This window comes from Streptomyces sp. NBC_00433, assembly GCA_036015235.1.
In the GTDB taxonomy this organism is placed as follows: domain Bacteria; phylum Actinomycetota; class Actinomycetes; order Streptomycetales; family Streptomycetaceae; genus Actinacidiphila.
On record CP107926.1, the window covers coordinates 3,550,410 to 3,567,724 of the forward strand.

At 71.0% G+C, this 17,315-nt stretch carries 17 protein-coding genes and 1 pseudogene; 7 read left to right on the forward strand and 11 right to left on the reverse strand.

What is annotated here, in order from left to right; all coding sequences use genetic code 11:
• Positions 1 to 19: 19 nt before the first annotated feature.
• From OG900_14625 to OG900_14640, 4 genes are read right to left on the reverse strand one after another with little or no spacing between them, the layout of a single operon-like run.
• A complete protein-coding gene (locus OG900_14625) occupies positions 20 to 1,060 on the reverse strand; it encodes a cytochrome d ubiquinol oxidase subunit II (protein ID WUH91218.1) in 1,041 nt (346 codons plus the stop codon).
• Positions 1,060 to 2,547 (reverse strand): cytochrome ubiquinol oxidase subunit I, encoded by a 1,488-nt coding sequence (locus OG900_14630; protein ID WUH91219.1) that lies wholly within the window; start codon positions 2,545 to 2,547, stop codon positions 1,060 to 1,062. The genes OG900_14625 and OG900_14630 overlap by 1 nt, the downstream gene beginning before the upstream one ends.
• A gap of 59 nt (positions 2,548 to 2,606) precedes the next feature.
• Positions 2,607 to 3,935, reverse strand: a complete 1,329-nt coding sequence (locus OG900_14635; GenBank protein WUH91220.1) for an NAD(P)/FAD-dependent oxidoreductase — start codon at positions 3,933 to 3,935, stop codon at positions 2,607 to 2,609.
• A gap of 6 nt (positions 3,936 to 3,941) precedes the next feature.
• Positions 3,942 to 4,781, reverse strand: coding sequence for an SDR family oxidoreductase (locus tag OG900_14640; protein WUH91221.1), 840 nt, complete (start codon positions 4,779 to 4,781; stop codon positions 3,942 to 3,944).
• Between the two features lie 504 nt (positions 4,782 to 5,285).
• On the opposite strand from OG900_14640, the gene OG900_14645 reads away from it, so the two are divergent.
• On the forward strand, positions 5,286 to 7,040 hold the full coding sequence (locus OG900_14645; protein ID WUH91222.1) for a VCBS repeat-containing protein: 1,755 nt from the start codon (positions 5,286 to 5,288) through the stop codon (positions 7,038 to 7,040).
• Positions 7,041 to 7,092: 52 nt separating this feature from the next.
• Here the strand turns inward: OG900_14645 and OG900_14650 are convergent, their stop codons facing one another.
• Positions 7,093 to 8,091 carry a L,D-transpeptidase gene (locus OG900_14650; GenBank protein ID WUH91223.1) on the reverse strand — a complete coding sequence of 333 codons (999 nt, stop codon included), beginning with the start codon at positions 8,089 to 8,091 and terminating at the stop codon, positions 7,093 to 7,095.
• A 151-nt stretch (positions 8,092 to 8,242) separates the two neighbouring features.
• Positions 8,243 to 8,479 (reverse strand): annotated as a pseudogene (locus tag OG900_14655) (ATP-binding protein).
• A gap of 491 nt (positions 8,480 to 8,970) precedes the next feature.
• On the opposite strand from OG900_14655, the gene OG900_14660 reads away from it, so the two are divergent.
• Together OG900_14660 and OG900_14665 are read left to right on the forward strand one after the other, a co-directional pair.
• A complete protein-coding gene (locus OG900_14660; protein WUH91224.1) occupies positions 8,971 to 9,222 on the forward strand; it encodes a hypothetical protein in 252 nt (83 codons plus the stop codon).
• Positions 9,222 to 9,614, forward strand: a complete 393-nt coding sequence (locus OG900_14665; protein WUH91225.1) for a DNA-binding protein — start codon at positions 9,222 to 9,224, stop codon at positions 9,612 to 9,614. Before OG900_14660 ends, OG900_14665 begins: the two co-directional genes overlap by 1 nt.
• A 74-nt stretch (positions 9,615 to 9,688) precedes the next feature.
• Here the strand turns inward: OG900_14665 and ychF are convergent, their stop codons facing one another.
• A complete protein-coding gene (ychF, locus tag OG900_14670) occupies positions 9,689 to 10,777 on the reverse strand; it encodes a redox-regulated ATPase YchF (protein WUH91226.1) in 1,089 nt (362 codons plus the stop codon).
• Positions 10,778 to 10,953: 176 nt separating this feature from the next.
• On the opposite strand from ychF, the gene OG900_14675 reads away from it, so the two are divergent.
• Positions 10,954 to 11,592 carry a hypothetical protein gene (locus OG900_14675; GenBank protein WUH91227.1) on the forward strand — a complete coding sequence of 213 codons (639 nt, stop codon included), beginning with the start codon at positions 10,954 to 10,956 and terminating at the stop codon, positions 11,590 to 11,592.
• Here OG900_14675 and OG900_14680 read toward each other — a convergent pair.
• The 3 genes from OG900_14680 to OG900_14690 form a co-directional block, all read right to left on the reverse strand.
• Positions 11,513 to 12,256 (reverse strand): ROK family protein, encoded by a 744-nt coding sequence (locus OG900_14680; GenBank protein WUH91228.1) that lies wholly within the window; start codon positions 12,254 to 12,256, stop codon positions 11,513 to 11,515. The genes OG900_14675 and OG900_14680 overlap by 80 nt on opposite strands.
• A 90-nt stretch (positions 12,257 to 12,346) precedes the next feature.
• On the reverse strand, positions 12,347 to 13,336 hold the full coding sequence (locus OG900_14685) for a 4-hydroxy-3-methylbut-2-enyl diphosphate reductase (protein ID WUH91229.1): 990 nt from the start codon (positions 13,334 to 13,336) through the stop codon (positions 12,347 to 12,349).
• Positions 13,337 to 13,395: 59 nt separating this feature from the next.
• Positions 13,396 to 14,250, reverse strand: a complete 855-nt coding sequence (locus tag OG900_14690; GenBank protein ID WUH91230.1) for a hypothetical protein — start codon at positions 14,248 to 14,250, stop codon at positions 13,396 to 13,398.
• A gap of 42 nt (positions 14,251 to 14,292) precedes the next feature.
• Here OG900_14690 and xseA point away from each other — a divergent pair, with 42 nt between their 5' ends.
• The 3 genes from xseA (at position 14,293) to OG900_14705 (ending at position 16,640) form a co-directional block, all read left to right on the forward strand.
• On the forward strand, positions 14,293 to 15,522 hold the full coding sequence (gene xseA, locus OG900_14695) for an exodeoxyribonuclease VII large subunit (GenBank protein ID WUH91231.1): 1,230 nt from the start codon (positions 14,293 to 14,295) through the stop codon (positions 15,520 to 15,522).
• Positions 15,523 to 15,601: 79 nt separating this feature from the next.
• Positions 15,602 to 15,880 (forward strand): exodeoxyribonuclease VII small subunit, encoded by a 279-nt coding sequence (locus OG900_14700; protein ID WUH91232.1) that lies wholly within the window; start codon positions 15,602 to 15,604, stop codon positions 15,878 to 15,880.
• A gap of 166 nt (positions 15,881 to 16,046) precedes the next feature.
• Positions 16,047 to 16,640 carry a malonic semialdehyde reductase gene (locus OG900_14705; protein ID WUH91233.1) on the forward strand — a complete coding sequence of 198 codons (594 nt, stop codon included), beginning with the start codon at positions 16,047 to 16,049 and terminating at the stop codon, positions 16,638 to 16,640.
• Between the two features lie 49 nt (positions 16,641 to 16,689).
• Here the strand turns inward: OG900_14705 and OG900_14710 are convergent, their stop codons facing one another.
• Complete coding sequence (locus tag OG900_14710) at positions 16,690 to 17,247, reverse strand: DUF4245 domain-containing protein (GenBank protein ID WUH91234.1); 558 nt, start codon at positions 17,245 to 17,247, stop codon at positions 16,690 to 16,692.
• Between the last annotated feature and the right edge of the window lie 68 nt (positions 17,248 to 17,315).

Here is a 17,315-nt window from a genome sequence, read left to right on the forward strand (position 1 = left end):
CGGCCCGCGGGCGGCCGGCTCACACGTCGTCCCCCGGCAGGCCCGCCGCCCGGGTGTCGGCGTCGGTGAGCGGCTCCAGCCGCCCCTTCGTGTCGAGCCGGAAGAGGATCACCAGCGCGGGGCCGATCAGCACGACCGCGATGAGGGCGACCAGCGCCAGCCAGCGCAGGCTGTGCGGCGCCCCCGCCCCCTGCGACACCGTCAGTGTCGTCGGCAGCAGGTAGGGCCGCTGCGCGAAGCCCCACGCCACAAGCGCCAGGGACACGGTCGCCACCGAGGCGTGGCGGGACCAGCGGTGGTGTCGGAAGAGCACCAGCAGCGCCGTCGCCGTGCCGCAGACCGCGGACAGGAGCATCACCAGCAGGCCGAGTCCCCTGGTCAGGCCGTGCCATACGTGGGGGGCGTCGTGGTGGGTGACGGGCAGCGCGACGAGCGCGAGGACCACGACCGCGCAGAAGGCGAGCAGCGCCCGCAGCCGGAAGTAGTCGACGAGCCCGGCCTCGTCGAAGCGCCGGGCGTCGGAGCAGAGGAAGACCGCGCCCAGGAAGGCGCTGGCGGCGATGGCCAGCAGACCGGCGAGGACCGACGTCGGGTTGGCCCACACGTGCGCGGCGGAGGCGGTGCCCACGGCCACCCGGCCCGAGGCGACGCCGCCGAGCACCGCACCGAGGAAATACGGCGTGACGAGCGAGGCGACCGCGAAGACCGCGCCGTAGACGCGTCGTTGGGCCAGCCTGCGGCTCGGCTTGCGCAGCGCGAATCCCGCGCCCCGCAGGACCGTGCCGACGGCCGCGAGGACCAGCGGCAGCCACAGCGCGGTGAAGACGGCCTGGAACATGGCGGGGAAGCCGGTCCACATGATGACCAGGACGAAGATCAGCCAGACGTTGTTGACCTCCCAGACCGGTGCCATGGCGTGGTCGATCAGCCGGCGCGGCCGCTCGCCGCGCTCCGCGCCCCCGGCCAGCAGGTCCCAGAACCCGGCGCCGTAGTCGGTGCCCCCGCCCGAGGCGTAGGCGGCGATGGCGAGCACCATCACCCAGGCGATCAGGTCGGCCATCACGACGGACCCCCGCCGGGCCGCTCCGGCCTGCCACCGGTCACGGCACCGGCCGGCACGGGGTCGGACCCGTCCCTGGGCCCGTACGGGGTGTCGGCCTCGGGGTCCGCGGCGGGGCGCCCGCCGGCCTCGGCCTCGTCCGCGACCCGCCACCGGGTGCGCATCTTGAGCACCACCGCCAGGAACGACCAGAAGACGGCGACGTAGACGGCCATGACGACGCCGAGCATGCTCCAGATCCCCGCGGCCCCGGTACGGGTGACGGCCTGCGACACCCGCATGGTGTCGTAGACGATCCACGGCTGGCGGCCGACCTCGGTGGTGACCCACCCGCACTCCACGGTGACCAGGCACGCGGCTCCGGCGACGGCGGCGCAGCGGAAGAACCAGCGGTTGAGGGGCAGGTCGCGGTGCCGCCACCAGAGCCACGCGTACCACAGGGCGAGCAGGATGAGCACGCTGCCGATGGTGGCCATGACGTCGAAGGCGAAGTGGACGATGGTCGCCTGGGTCGGCGTGGGACGGTCGGCCGCCGGGACCGAGGAGAGGCCCGTGACCTTCGTGCTCGGCTTGAACCCGGCCAGGATCGAGTCCAGTTGGGGGATCCTGAGGCCCCCGGAGACGGTGCCGTCGGAATTCAGCCGGCCGAAGACGTACTCAGGCACGTGCGTGTCGGTCTTCCAGACGAGCTCCGTGGCGGCGAACTTGATCGGCTGGTCGTGGAAGACCGACCGGGCGGCGTTGTCACCGAGGAAGAACTGCACGGGGGTGAGGACCGCGCCGACGGTGAAAGGCACGGTGAAGCCGAGCTTGTGGTAGCGGTCGCGGCGCCCGCGCAGCCAGCCGACCGCGTACACGCCGGCGACCACGTATCCGGCGGTCATGAACATCGCGACGGTGAAGTGCCAGTATTCCGGGCCGAAGATCGGGGTGAAGACCGCCTTCCGCACGTCGACGTCCACGGGCCTGCCCTGGGCACCGAGGGTGAAGCCGCGCGGGCTGTTCATCCAGGAGTTGGCCGCGATGATGCCGAACGCGCCCATCAGCGCGGCGAGCGGCAGCGGCACCGCCAGCCAGAAGTGCGTCCACGGCTTGAGGCGGCGCCATCCGTAGAGATAGATCGCGATCAGGACGGCTTCGAGGAAGAACGCCCATGCCTCGACGCCGAATCCGATGCCGAAGACGTCGCCCCAGCGCCCCATCATCCCCGGCCACAGCAGCCCGAACTCGAAGGACAGCACGGTGCCGGTGACGACGCCGATGGCGAACTGGACGGCCATCACCGCCGACCAGCGCCGCGCGAGCTGCAGGGCCACCGGGTCCTTCCCGCGCAGCCCCCGGTAGTGCATCAGCAAGGTGACGAACGGAAAGGCGACTCCGAAGGGCACCAGCAGGATGTGCGTGGCCAGGGTGAAGGCCATCAGTTCGCGGGCCGGGAGGAGTTGGGGCGGGGCGCTGCCCGCCAGATGGGCTGCGGTGCTGAGCATGGGTGCCTCGTCGGTGGCGGTGGCTTGAGGTGCGGGGGTGTGCCGGGCCGAGGCGCCGTTCAGGGGAAGGGCGCGGCCGTGCCGGATTCGTTCGGCGTGGGGAAGTCCGGCTCCGTGAAGGCGCGTTCGCGCCGCGCGCCGGACGCGAAGGAGACGGACCAGCTGACGACCGCGCCCAACCTGCTGCGGAATCCCGTCAGGAAGGCGACGTGGATGAAGAGCCAGGTCAACCAGCCCAGTGCGCCGGACAGATGCACCGGTCCCGCTTTGACGACGGCCCGCCCGCGGCAGATGTAGGCGGCGCTGCCGAAGTCGAGGTAGCGGAAGGGCTTGCGGGGCTTCGTCCTGCCCTCCACGGTGTGCCGCACGGCCCGGCCCGCGTACGCCCCCGACTGCATCGCGACCTCCGCCAGCCCCGGCAGGCGATCGAGGCCCATCACGTCGCCCACCACCCGGATCTCCGGATGGCCGGCCAGCGTCAGGTCGGGCTCGACCGCGATGCGCCCTGCCCGGTCCTGGGCGGCGCCGGTCGCCCGCGCCAACGCGCCCGCGATGGGCGGCGCTTCGACGCCCGCCGTCCACAGCACGGTGCGCGCGTCGAAGCGGGTGGTGGCACCCGACCGGTCCCGTACGGTCAGGCCGTCGGCGTCCACGCCGGTGACCCTGGTGCCCAGGTGGATCTCCACGCCGAGATTGCGCAGGCTCCTGGCCGCGTGCCCGGCGAGGGTGGGGCCGAAGGAGCCGAGCACCTCGTCGGACCCCTCGAAGAGCAGCACCCGGGTCGTGGCGGGGTCGATGGTGTGGAATTCCCGGTCGAGCGTGTGGCCCGCGATCTCGCGGATCTGCCCGGCCAGTTCGACGCCGGTCGGTCCGCCGCCGACCATCGCGAAGGTGAGCCACTTCCGCCGCTCGTCGTCGTCCGCTGCGGTCTCGGCCATCTCGAAGGCCCGGTAGAGGCGGCGGCGGATGTCCAGCGCGTCCTTCAGGGTCTTCATCCCCGGGGCGTGCTCGGCGAATTCGTCGTGCCCGAAGTAGGACTGGCGCATGCCGACCGCGAGGATCAGATCGTCGTAGGGCAGCACGATCTCCGCGCCCCCGGGCCGCCGGGCGTGGACGACCCGGGCGCCGGCGTCCACGTCGGTGGCCTCGGCGAGCAGGCAGCGCACATTGTGGTGGCGGCGCAGGACCGCCCGCAGCGGCTGGGCGATCTGGCCCTCGGACAGGATGCCGGTGGCGCACTGGTAGAGCAGCGGCTGGAAGAGGTGGTGGGCCCGGCGGTCGACCACCGTGACCGCCACCGGCGAGCGGCGCAAAGCCCGGGCGGCGAACAGCCCGGCGAAGCCCCCGCCGACGATCACCACCCGGCGGGGTGTGACGTGGTCCTCCACCCGCGCTCAGCCTCCGGTGGCGAAGCCGGGGAAGAGCGTCATCCCGCCGTCGACGTAGAGCGTGGTGCCGACGACGTAGTCGAGCAGGTCGGAGGCCATCGCGACGACGGCGCCCGCGATGTCCTCGGGGTCCCCCACCCGGCGGTAGGGGATCAGCTTGAGGAGGTCCGCCTCGGCCTCCGGGGTCTCCCAGGCGTCCCTGTTGATGGGGGTGCGGATGGCGCCGGGGGCCACCGCGTTGACCCGGATGCGGTGCGGGGCCAGCTCCTGCGCCAGGGTCTGCATCAGCATGCCCACACCGCCCTTGGAGGAGGCGTAGTTGACGTGGCCGGCCCAGGGGATGATCTGGTGGACCGAGCTCATGCAGACGATCTTCCCGGCGGACCGTGACACCTCGGGGACGACACCGCGGCGCATGAACTCCTTGGCGGCCTCGCGCGCGCACAGGAACTGCCCCGTGAGGTTCACGTCGATGACCTTCTGCCACTGGGCGAGGGACATGTCGGTGAGTGCGGCGTCCCGTTGCAGGCCCGCGTTGGCCACCATGATGTCGACGGTGCCGAATTCCTGGACGACACGGGCGACCATCGCCACGACCTGGTCCTCGTCCGACACGTCGGCCTCGTGGGCGTAGGAGCGGACCCCGAAGCCCGTGATCTCCTCCACGACCTTCCGCGCCTCGTCGGCGCCGGCCACGTAGTTGACCACGACGTCGGCCCCGGCCCGGCCCAGGGCGATGGCGGTCGCCTTCCCGATACCGGAGTTGGCCCCGGTCACCAGGGCCTTCTGCCCCCGGAGAAGCTGTACGCCTTGCGCCGCCCGGCTTTCCTCGGCTTTTCCTGCCACCGCGATCCCTCCTCGAACCTCGCAGGCCATTCACCGCTGTTCCGGGGAGCTTCTCTCCACAAAAGTGGCTTGTTCACCGGAGAAGAGGCGTGTGCCGACTGGCTGCTGCCTGTGACGGCCCCGGGCCGCCGCGTTCCACCGCCCAGACGAAAGCACCAAACCCCACGAATGGCGCACCGGCTCGCGGTCTTGACCCCCCTTCCGCGGCCCACGTCACCCATGCGGCCCACCCGCGCCGCCCGCCCGACGAGGCCCCGCGCGACGGCACACGGCCCGTCGCGATCCCGGGACCTTTGCTCACGGCAGATGATCTCTTGCCCTGCTCTTTACTATATATTGACCGCAATTCAGAGAACATTCACAAGTCGCCGACCCGCCTTCCACTTACGTCTTCTCCGCCCGGACAGACGGCTTGCAAGCAGGGGGCCCGTGCTGCTCGACCACGCCTTGTCACGGCGACCGCGATCCCACCCCCGTTCCACGCCTCACCACCCGGGAACTCCCTTGCCGTACACAAGACTTCGCCGTACCGCGATCGCCACGGCGGTCGCCCTCGCTGCCGGCCTGGCGTCCGTCCAGACGGCGGGCGCGACCGGGAGCGCTCCTCCCCAGATCATCTCGGTCGGCTACACCCAGGTCGACGAGTACGGGCCGGCCGGCGACCTCGACGTCACGCTGAGCGCGCCGACCACAACCGACGCGTACATCCGGCTCGACGTGAGCGGCGCGACCGACACCAGCGCGCTGACGTTCACCGACGACTCCGGGGCAGTGCTGCCGGTGACCCAGGTGCCGGGTCTGTCCGGGTGGTTCCTCACGATCGGCATGGCCGACAGCGACGGCAACGGCATCCCTGGGGCACCTCTGTCCGCGGGGACCATCCACCTGCACGTCGCTGCCGGTTTCCCAGCGCCCTGGACGGTCCGGGTCACCGGCTATGTCTTCGACGGGGCGAACGGCTCGATCATCGGCAGATCAGGAGGCGGCGACGGAATGATCAAGATCGGCATGCCGCTGCTGGGAACAACGTGGTACGTCCCCGACACGGGAGGATCGCCCGACTACGACGGCGAGGTCAACATCCCCACCGGCGGCCTGGTCGTCGATGCCGGCATCAACACCCAGATGTCCATGCGCACCCCGCCGCCCGCCACCCACACCCGCTGGACCATCCCCGGCGACCAGATCAGCGCCGCCGGCTACACCCCCGCACAGCTGGCTGCGGCACTGCACGTCGACTACTCCCCCAACACCGGCGTTTACACCACCAAGCACTGGATGACCACCGCCGACGGCTCGCTCATCCTGGACTTCCCCACCTCCCACTGGCGCCCCGAGCCGACACAGCCCGTGGACTCCCTGCGCGTCGCCGTCGACTGGGGCCTGCCCGCCGGCACGGTCACCGGCGTCTTCGAGACCCTGGCCGACGACGGCACCCCGTACGCCCGGTCGCACGAGACTCTGCACTTCACCGCCGACGTCGTGCCCGCCGCACACCGCACGGCGCTGTACGGCCGCGACCGCTCGGGCGTCCTGTGGCAGCACCAGGCAACCACCGCGGCCTCCCGACCCGGCACCTTCGATCCGCGCACCCGCGTCGGCGGCGGCTGGGGCGTCTACAACACGATCACCGCGCTGGGCCCGCTCAAGGCCACCAACCACGGCGACCTCGTCGCCCGCGACAGCTCCGGCGTGCTCTGGTACCACTCCGGCACCGGCTACAAGTACATACCGTTCGACGTCCGCACCCGTATCGGCGGCGGCTGGAACATCTACAACCAGATCGTCGGGACAGCGGACGTCACCGGGGACGGCCACCCCGACCTGGTGGCCCGCGACGCCGCCGGAGTGCTGTGGCTCTACCGCGGCACCGGAAGAGCCGCCGCCCCGTTCGCCACCCGCACCCGCATCTGCGCCGGCTGGCAGGGCTACAACCAACTCATCGCCGCCGGCGACATCACCGGTGACGGCCACCCCGACCTCCTGGCACGCGACACCGCCGGAGTGCTCTGGTACTACCCCGGCACCGGCAACCCCGCCGCACCGTACGCCAACCGCATCCGCATCGGCGGCGGTTGGCAGGGCTACACCAGCATCGTCGGCATCGGCGACATGACCGGCAAGAACCACCAAGACCTCGTCACCCGCGACGCCGCCGGCAAGTTCTGGTACTACCGCGGCACAGGCAACCCCGTAGCCCCCTACGCCAACCGCGCCCTCAGCGGCGGCGGCATGAACACGTACAACACCCTCCTCTGACCCCTCCGCAGGCGGGCAGCCAGCTGGTGGCTGGGTCCGGGCGGACGGGCCCTCAGATGGTGGTCGGGGTGGTGAGCTGGCCGAGGGCGCTGGCCTTGGGGGAGATCCAGGTGTTCCAGTTGGTCACGTCGTAGTCGGCGTAGCCGTTGTCCGCCGGGGCGGGGGGGCTGGCGGAGCCGGTGATGGTGACGGGGTCTCCTTGGCGGGCGAAGGCGTAGAACCATTGCGCGTTGGCCATCGACAGGTGGACGCAGCCGTGCGAGCCGGCGCTGTGGCCGGGCTGCGGGTCGCCGTCGGAGTAGTGCACGTACGTTCCGGAGGTCGTCAGTTCCACGGCGAACGGGTAGTAGTCGTGGTAATAATCCGGATCGCTCTTGTCGCAGGCTATGTGGACGCTGCATGAGTCCATGAGCACCTTACGGGCCTTGCCCATGACCGCCATCGTCCCGGTCCACGAGGGGTACTTCGCGCTGCCGGCGTCTATCGGGAAAGTCTTGGTCACCGCGCCGTCGTGATACACCTTCATCAGGTGCTGGTCCGCGTAGATGTGCACCTCGTCGTCCGAGCCGACGGTGAAGGAGTGCACGTAGGAGCGGACTCCGTAGCGCCCGTTCCCGTCGCCCACCCCGGTGAATTGCGCGTCGAGGGAGACCTTCGTCCCGGTGGGCCAGTACGCCTTGGGGCGGAAGTCCACCCGCTGGGAGCTGAACCAGTGCCAAGCGCCGGTCACCGGGGTCGAGGTGGTCAGTTTCAGGTGCTTCTCGATGTCCGCGCGGGCCGAGACGGCCACCGCCTTGGTGAAGGTGACGGAGATGGGCATCGCCACCCCCACGGTCGTACCGCTCTGCGGTTCGATGGTGTCGAGCAGCATCTTCGGCCGCTGAGGCGTCGGTGACTTCGTCTGCTGCGAAGGCGTCGGCGCGGGGCCGGTGCTCGCCTTCGTCGCTGCAGGGTGGGCCGCCGAGGGTGAGTTGCCACCGCAGCCGCCCACACCCGCCGCTATCGCTGCCACCAGCGCAGCCACACTGATGATCCTGCTCGCTCGCTTCACGATTCTGCCCCGCCCCTGTGCTCGTGCCGTCCGCCCCACACGGGCCTAGACATCACCCGGGGCACTCCAGTTCCCACCGACCGTGGAAGGCCGGTAACGCGGCCCGATCGCGCTCACCGACTCCGTTGCCCCGCCTGCGATCCGCCGCCCACAGCGGCCAAGCGGTCAGCAAATCGCCGGGGCTGTAGGCGGCATCGAGCCCCGGACAGTCGACTCCGCCGCGCGCGACCGCCACGACCGCGACAGGTTCGTCGGTGAGGGCGGCCCGGTGCCGATGGAGAGCCGCCAGGTCGTGCCGGTCGAAGGGCGACTGCTCCAACCACTTGATGGAGCCTACGAAGAACAGCTCCTTGGCGATGGGGGCGTGGTCCGCCCCGACGATGTCGACATGGACAGACCTCCGCGCTACGGCGCACCACTAACAGAAATGTCAGTAACATCCATGTCAGCAACATGCGGCGCCCGCGCCGTGTGACGACGGGATCGTGCGGTTGGGCTCAAGCGACCGCCTGCGTCCGCACCGGGAAACGTCGCGGTCCGCCGCGGCGGCAATCCGCGATCGGACCCTGGGCCATGCGCAGACCGATCTCACACGTTGAAGCGGAACGTATCCCGGCCGGACCTGACCTGCGGCGGAGCGCCGATCATGGCTCTGAGCAGCGCTTTCCCTGTTTACTCGCGTTGGCCTCCGACGGGCGTTTACGGACGTCCGGCGGACTGTCTGCGGACTGGGCGGACGGTCTTGGGGCCACCTCGGGGCCGGAGCAATTCCGACCTCGCTGTCCCATGACCATACGAAGTGAGCACGCGGTGCGTGGAGGGCGGGAGGAGGACACCAGGGCGCGGATGCAGATTGCTACCAGTGGTAGGATTGACACCATGAGTAGTAGTAAAAAGTATTCGATCAGCCTCCCCGAGGATCTCGCCGAGGCGGCACGTACCCACGTCGGGCCTGGTGGCTTCTCCGCCTATGTCGCGGAAGCCCTCGAACAGCGGGTCGCTATGGACAAGCTCCGGGAGATCGTCGCCGATTTCGAGACCGACAACGACGAGCTCACCCGTGAGGAGATCGAGACCGCCCGCGCGCTGCTGCGCCATGACCCCCGGCAGGCCGGCGGGGCCGCTGCCTGATGCCCGGCACCCTCCTGCTCGACAGCGAAGGCCTCTCCAAGCTGTACCGGAAGGACCGCACCGTCGTGGCCCTGGTCCAAGCGGCGTCGGAAGAGGAAATCCGCGTGGCCACCAGTGCCATGACCATCCTTGAGGCCGACTACGACCGGGTTCACCCTGCTCGCATCACCTGGGTCCTGTCCAGGGTCGACGTTCACGACATCACCAAGGAAGTCACCGTTCAGGCCGCGGCGCTCCTACGCACCCACAACCTTCACGGTCACAAGTACGCGATCGACGCCGCTTTCGCTGTCATCGCCCGCATCGTCGCCCGTCCTTGCACCGTTCTCACCTCCGACCCCGAGGACCTGACGCTCCTGTGCGGCCCCACCGTGGAAGTGCACAAGGTGTGAGCCTGCGGACTCGTGCGGACAGCACAACGGCCTGACCCGCTTCTCCGCAGGTCAGGCCGTATCCATGGACACGCTCAGACGTTGAAGCGGAATTCCACCACGTCGCCGTCCTGCATCACGTAGTCCTTGCCCTCCATGCGGGCCTTGCCCTTGGCGCGGGCCTCGGCGACGGAGCCGGTGGTGACCAGGTCGGCGAAGGAGATGACCTCGGCCTTGATGAAGCCTTTTTGGAAGTCGGTGTGGATGACGCCCGCGGCCTCGGGGGCGGTGGCGCCGCGCTTGATGGTCCAGGCGCGGGATTCCTTCGGGCCGGCGGTCAGGTAGGTCTGGAGGCCGAGGGTCTCGAAGCCGACGCGGGCGAGGGTGGCCAGGCCGGGTTCCTGCTGGCCGACGGACTGGAGGAGTTCGAGGGCCTCCGCGTCGTCCAGTTCCGCCAGGTCGGATTCGAGTTTGGCGTTCAGGAAGATCGCCTCGGCGGGGGCGACCAGGGCGCGCTGCTCGTCCTTGAAGGCCTCGTCGGTCAGCTCGTCCTCGTCGACGTTGAAGACGTAGAGGAAGGGCTTGGTGGTGAGCAGGTGCAGCTCGTGGAGGAGGGCGCCCTGTTCGGTGTTCTTGGTGATGCCGTGGGAGAAGAGGGTGTCGCCGGCGGCCAGGATGGCCTGCGCGGCCTCGGTGGCGGCCAGGACGGCGGCCTTCTCCTTCTGGAGCCGGGCTTCCTTCGTCAGGCGCGGGATGGCCTTCTCGACGGACTGGAGGTCGGCGAGGATCAGCTCGGTGTTGATGGTCTCGATGTCGTCCTTGGGCGAGACCTTGCCTTCGACGTGGACGACGTTCTCGTCCTTGAAGGCCCGGATGACCTGGCAGATCGCGTCGGACTCGCGGATGTTCGCGAGGAACTTGTTGCCGAGTCCCTCGCCCACGGAGGCGCCGCGGACGATGCCGGCGATGTCGACGAAGTCGACGGTGGCGGGCAGGACGCGGGCCGAGCCGAAGATGCCGGCGAGCGTGTCCAGGCGGGGGTCGGGGACGCCCACGACGCCGACGTTGGGCTCGATCGTGGCGAACGGGTAGTTGGCCGCGAGCACGTCGTTCTTGGTCAGGGCGTTGAAGAGCGTCGACTTGCCGACATTCGGCAGACCGACGATTCCGATGGTGAGCGACACGTGGCGACTTCCCGTAGCTTCCCGTAACGAGGCCGGCGTCCGCAGGCCGGATGCCGGCCGTCAGTCTACGGGGCCGGGGCGCGGCACCCCGCCCCGCTTCGAACACGGGCGCCCAGCCGGGCGAAATTCCGGGTCGGCTGCACGGTTTCGCGGCGCCCGGCGCCTACGTTGAGTAGGTGGATGGACACAGTGCGCGACCGGGTGGCCCCGCCGCCCCGCCTCCGGTACCCGGCGGAGAGGCCGCGGCGGGGGTCTACCGGCCGCCGGCCCCACCGGCGCGTACCGCACCGCCCGAGCCCGCGCACCCGGCACCGCCTCCAAGGACCGCACCGCCCGAGCCCCGCAGGACCGCACCGCCCGGCCCCGCGCTGATCCGCCGGCTGCGCGCGGTCCAGCGGCCGCGGCCGCGGCTGACCGGGCTCGGCACCGGCGTGCTGGTGACCGCGGTGACGGTGCTGGCCGGCACCGTCGACGCGATGCTCTTCGACGGCCCCGGCGTCTTCTTCGGCGTCGTCTTCGTCGCGGTGTGCGCGACCGCGGCGGTCTATGTGCGCCCGTACGACCTGGTGGCCGCCCCGGTGTCGGCGCCGATCGCCTTCGCGCTGGGGATCGGACTGACCGCCGACAGCGGGGACGGCGGGGTGGTGGGGCGGCTGCTCGGGCTTTTCACCGGGCTCGCGCTGATGACCGGCTGGCTCTACACCGGGACCGTGCTGGCCGCGCTGATCGTCGGGGTCAGAGCTTTGCGGCAGCCATCGCGGCGCCGACGATCCCGGCGTTGTTCTGCAACTCGGCGGGGACGATCTCCGCGCTGAGGCCGTGGCCGTGAAGATACGGCAGGAACTTGTCAGCCTTGCGGCTGACACCACCGCCCAGCACGAAGAGGTCCGGCGAGAACAGCATCTCGACATGCGTCAGGTATTTGCGCAGCCGGTGCGCCCAGTGCTCCCAGCTCAGGTCCTCGTCGTCACGGGCCTTGACCGACGCGCGCTTCTCCGCGTCGTGGCCGTGCAGCTCCAGATGGCCCAGTTCGGTGTTGGGCAGCAGGCGGCCGTCGACGAAGACGGCGCTGCCGATGCCCGTGCCGAGCGTCAGGACGACGACCGTGCCGCCGCGGCCGCGCCCGGCGCCGAAGGTCATCTCGGCGACGCCTGCCGCGTCCGCGTCGTTGAGCATCACCACGGGGAGGCCGAGGCGCTCGCTGAGCGCCTTGCGGGCGTCCACGCCTATCCAGCCGGCGTCCACGTTGGCCGCGGTCCTGGTGACGCCGTCCATGACGACCCCGGGGAAGGTGACGCCGAGCGGCCCGGACCAGCCGAAGTGCGTGACGACCTCGTGGACGCCCTCGATCACCGCGGCCGGGGTCGCCGGCTGCGGGGTCAGCACTTTGTAGCGCTCGTCGGACAGGTCGCCCTTGTCGAGGTCGACGGGGGCGCCCTTGATCCCCGTACCGCCTATGTCCACACCGAACACGTTCATGACCTCCAGGCTAGAGGCGGGCACTGGGCCTCACCTCTCGTAGCTCCCCCCATGGGAGGCGCGGGAACACTCCGCGGAAAATACTGCACCCTATGCGGATTCCCCCGCAGCCGCCTCCGCACGCAGGTCCCGGCGCAGTTCCTTGGGCAGCGAGAACTGGATGGACTCCTGGGCCGAGGTGACGACCTGGACATCCGCGAACCCTCGCACCGCCAGCCACTCCAGCACCTGGTCGACCAGGATCTCCGGGACCGAGGCGCCCGAGGTGACGCCGACGGTCGCGACGCCTTCCAGCCACCCGTCCTCGCACTCGTCGGCGAAGTCCACCAGATACGACGACCCGGCGCCGGCCTGCAGGGCGACCTCGACCAGCCGGATGGAGTTGGAGGAGTTGCGCGAGCCGACGACGATGACCAGATCGGACTCGGCGGAGATCTGCTTGACCGCGACCTGGCGGTTCTGCGTGGCATAGCAGATGTCGTCGCTGGGCGGCGAGAGCAGGTTGGGGAAGCGCTCCTTGAGCGCGTCGACCGTCTCCATCGTCTCGTCGACCGACAGCGTCGTCTGGGACAGCCACACGACCTTGGACTCGTCGCGCACGGCCAGGTCGGCGACGTCCTTGGGGCCGTCGACCAGGTGGGTGCGCTCGGGGGCCTCGCCCATCGTGCCGACGACCTCCTCGTGGCCCTCGTGGCCGATGAGCAGGATGTCGTAGTCCTCCTTGGCGTACCGGACGGCCTCCTTGTGGACCTTGGTCACCAGCGGGCACGTGGCGTCGATCGAGGCGAGCCTGCGCTGGCCGGCCTCCTCGTGGACGACCGGGGCGACGCCGTGCGCGGAGAAGATCACGATCGCGCCCTCAGGCACTTCGGCCGTCTCGTCGACGAAGACGGCGCCCTTCTTCTCCAGGGTCTGCACGACGTATTTGTTGTGCACGATCTGCTTGCGCACGTAGACCGGGGCGCCGTACTGCTCCAGCGCCTTCTCGACGGTGATCACCGCGCGGTCCACGCCTGCGCAATACCCGCGGGGGGCGGCGAGCAGGACACGGCGGCTGGTTTCGGTCGTCATGCGGTCCATCGTACGGGGGTCGCCCGGCGCGTACGGGAGTGGCCGGGGGGCGTGCGGAGGCAGGGTGTTCACGAGCTGGCGCCGATCGGGAACGTGTCCCCCGCCGAGCTGCACGGGCTTGCCCGCGGCGGGCGCAGGCAGGTCTTGTAGCGGCCCCAGTGGTCCTGCCTGGTCCTGTACGCCGTGACCGCGGCGCGCCTGGCGGGCGGGTCGGCGAGCGCCGCGCCGGCCTTCGTGCCGCCTGAGGCGCGCAGGTCGCTGATCGCGGCGCCGAGGGCGGACAGTTTCGTGGCGCCGACGGTCGCGTCGGGGGCGACGACGACAGGGGCGCCGCCCTGGCCCGCGGCGAGGGCGGGCAGCGTGCCCTTGTGGTTGTTGGCGACGACCATCTTCCAGTGGCCGCCGGTCTGCTGCTGGAAGACCAGCAGTTGGAGGGTGTCGCCGGTGCAGCCGGACGCCGTGAACCACGAGCCGGTGGCGGGGATGAAGAACTGCCGCCGGGAGTAGGTGAAGGGCTCGAAGCAGCTCTTCCTGTCCTTGGCTGAAAGCTTCGGGTACTGCTTGTAGACCTCGGAGTCCTCCTGGTACAGCGCGCCGCCCTCGATCGTGCCGAGCAGCGCCTTGTCCTGGGTCTTGTCGGCCGCGGTGTTGACCTTCTCGTAGTTGTCCAGGACGGCGGCGGGCTGCGCCGGTGTGACGATCGGGGCGGCGGCCGGGGTTTTCCCGGCGGTGGAGGACGCGGCCGGCTTGTCGCGCTGCCGCGGTCGCCGCCGCCGTCCTCTCCGCCGCAGCCGGCGGTCAGCAGACCGGCGTCCGCGAGGCCGGCGGCTATGGTCACGATGCGCCTGCCCATGGTCGTTCCCCCGGGGGAAATTCCGTACGGGCGTCGTAGCTTGTGCGACTGCGGTGCGGGCGGCCCGCACGCTGGCCCCGGGGTTGTCGGCGGTCGCCGGTAGGGTCGGAGGATGGCTCTCAGCACCTCGGCGGACACGCCGATCCCGGTCGGCGAGGTGTCCCGGCTGATCGGCGGATGGATCGACCGGCTCGGCGCGGTGTGGGTCGAGGGGCAGATCACCCAGCTGTCCCGGCGGCCCGGCGCGGGCGTGGTCTTCCTGACGCTGCGCGACCCCTCCCATGACGTCTCGCTCAGCGTGACGTGCTTCCGCGGCGTCTTCGACCAGGTCGCGGACGTGGTCGGCGAGGGCGCGCGGGTGGTGCTGCACGCGAAGCCGGAGTGGTACGGCCCGCGTGGCAGCCTGTCGCTGCGCGCGGTGGAGATCCGCCCGGTGGGCGTCGGCGAACTGCTGGTGCGGCTGGAGCGGCTGAAGAAGCAGCTGGCCGGCGAGGGGCTCTTCGCGCTGGACCGCAAGCGCCCGCTGCCCTTCCTGCCGCAGCTGATCGGCCTGGTCACCGGGCGCGCGTCGGCGGCCGAGCGGGACGTACGGGAGAATGCCCGGCTGCGCTGGCCCGCGGTGCGCTTCGAGGTGCGCAATGTCCCGGTGCAGGGGGCGAACGCGGTGCCGCGGGTCATCGAGGCGGTGCGGGAGCTGGACGCGCACCCGGAGGTCGACGTCATCATCGTGGCGCGCGGCGGCGGCAGCGTCGAGGACCTGCTGCCCTTCTCCGACGAGCAGCTGGTGCGTGCGGTCGCGGACTGCGTCACCCCGGTCGTCTCGGCGATCGGGCACGAGCCGGACTCGCCGCTGCTGGACCTGGTCGCGGACCTGCGCGCGTCCACCCCGACGGACGCCGCCAAGCGCGTCGTGCCCGATGTGCGCGAGGAGCTGGCCAAGGTGCGGCTGGTCAGCGACCGGGCGCTGCGGGTGATCCGCGGGCTGCTCGACCGGGAGGAGCGCGGCCTCGACGCGGCGCTGAGCCGGCCGTCGATGGCGGCGCCGCACCGGATGATCGACGAGCGGGCCGCGGAGGTGGCCGACCGCCTCGACCGGGGCCGCCGCTCGCTGCGGCACGCGCTGGACAGGGCGGACGCCGACCTGGCGCACACCCTGGCCCGGGTGGTGGCGCTGTCCCCTGCGGCGACGCTGCGGCGCGGCTATGCGGTGCTCCAGCGGGCGGACGGCGCCGCGGTGCGCGACCCGGCCGAGGTCGCGGCGGGCGAGGAGCTGCGGGCGCGGGTGGCGGCGGGCGACTTCACGGTACGGGTGGCCGGCGACGGGGGATCCGCGGGAGCGTGAGCCCTGGCCGCGGGTGCGCTCGGCCGTAAGCGTGGGCGGGTGGGGCCGGGCTGTCGGCGGCCGCCCCTAGGCTGGCTCCATGGCAGCAGACCAGGACACCACCACCGCCGCGCTGGGATACGAGCAGGCCCGCGACGAGCTGATCGACGTCGTGCGCCGGCTGGAGGCGGGCGGCGCCACGCTGGAGGAGTCGCTCGCCCTGTGGGAGCGCGGCGAGGAGCTGGCCAAGGTGTGCCGGCACTGGCTGGAGGGCGCCCGCAAGCGGCTGAACGCGGCGCTGGCGGCGGAGGAGGACGAGGCGGCCGAGGCGGAGGGTGCGGACGGGACGGACGGCGGCGGGGACACGGCCGGCGCGTGACCGCGGCCGACCGCCCCGCGGGTAGAACACCAGGTCAAACCCCTGGCGGGTGTGACCGTCGTCATAATTGAAGACGGAATGGTTGAGACTTCACGCATGTTGGATGGGTTGTTCCAAGCGCGGGAGACCGCGCGACGCTCCTTCCGACTCCCCCCCGAGGTATCCCATGCCGCTCGCACTCGACCCCGCCGCCCAGGACCTCCTCTTCCGCGAGGCCCGCACCGCGAACACCTTCACCGCGGAGCCGGTGACCGATGAGCAGGTCCAGGCGATCTACGACCTGGTCAAGTACGGCCCCACCGCCTTCAACCAGCAGCCGCTGCGCGTGGTCCTGGTCCGCTCCGCCGAGGGCCGCGAGCGCCTGGTGCGGCACATGGGCGAGGGCAACCGCCCGAAGACCTCCACCGCCCCGCTGGTGGCCATCCTCGCCGCGGACAACGAATTCCACGAGGAACTGCCCGTCCAGTTCCCGGTCTTCCCGCAGGCCAAGGACGTCATCTTCGCCGAGCGCCCGACGCGCGAGAAGTCCGCCGCGCTCAACGCCGCCCTCCAGGCCGGCTACTTCATCATCGGCGTGCGCGCCGCCGGCCTCGCCGCGGGCCCGATGACCGGCTTCGACGCCGACGGCATCAACAAGGAGTTCTTCCCCGACGGCGAGCACTCGGTGCTGGCCGTGGTCAACATCGGCAAGCCCGGCGAGGACGCCTGGTTCCCGCGCAACCCGCGGCTGTCCTACGACGAGGTCGTCACGACCGTCTGATCGGCACGGCTGTCCGAGTCGTACGACCGCCTCAGCCGTACCCCGCGACCTACTGGCCGCCGCGCTCCCGGAGCGCGGCGGCCATCTGCGTGAGCTGGCCCTCCGGGCCGGTGCCGAGCACGATCGTGGTCACACCGGTCTCCTCGCGCACCAGCGCGGTGTAGCGCTTGCCGGTCCAGTGCTCCCAGACCTGGCCGCCGGCGCTGACCGTGCGCGTACCGTCCCGGTGCGCGCCCAGGGTCACCTCGGAGATGAAGGCGGCCGGGTCGCCGTTGCTCTGCTCGATGGCGACGTACTGCTGCTCGGGGTCCACGAAGCCGATGTGCCAGCTGGTCTTGTGCGGGTCGGCCCCGTCGTAGGTGACCGAGGTGGCCCGCCACAGGGCGCTGAGCCCCTCGGGGCCGGCCACCTTGAAGGGCGCGTCGCGCCGGGCCTGGCCCAACTCCACCGAGTAGCTGATCGGCTTGACCGGGTCGGCCTTGGAGTCGTGCGGGACGAAGATGTAGATGACGGCGACGACGGCGCTCAATACCACCAGGGACAGGACCAGGTCCCGCACCGTCTTGTTGCCACGCTTGTCTGCTGCCACGCCCCTATCGTCCCCCATGCCCCGCCGTGCCCCTGCCTCCGGGTCCCCTTCCCACGGGTTCGCGACCGGTCCTGCGGGTACGCGCC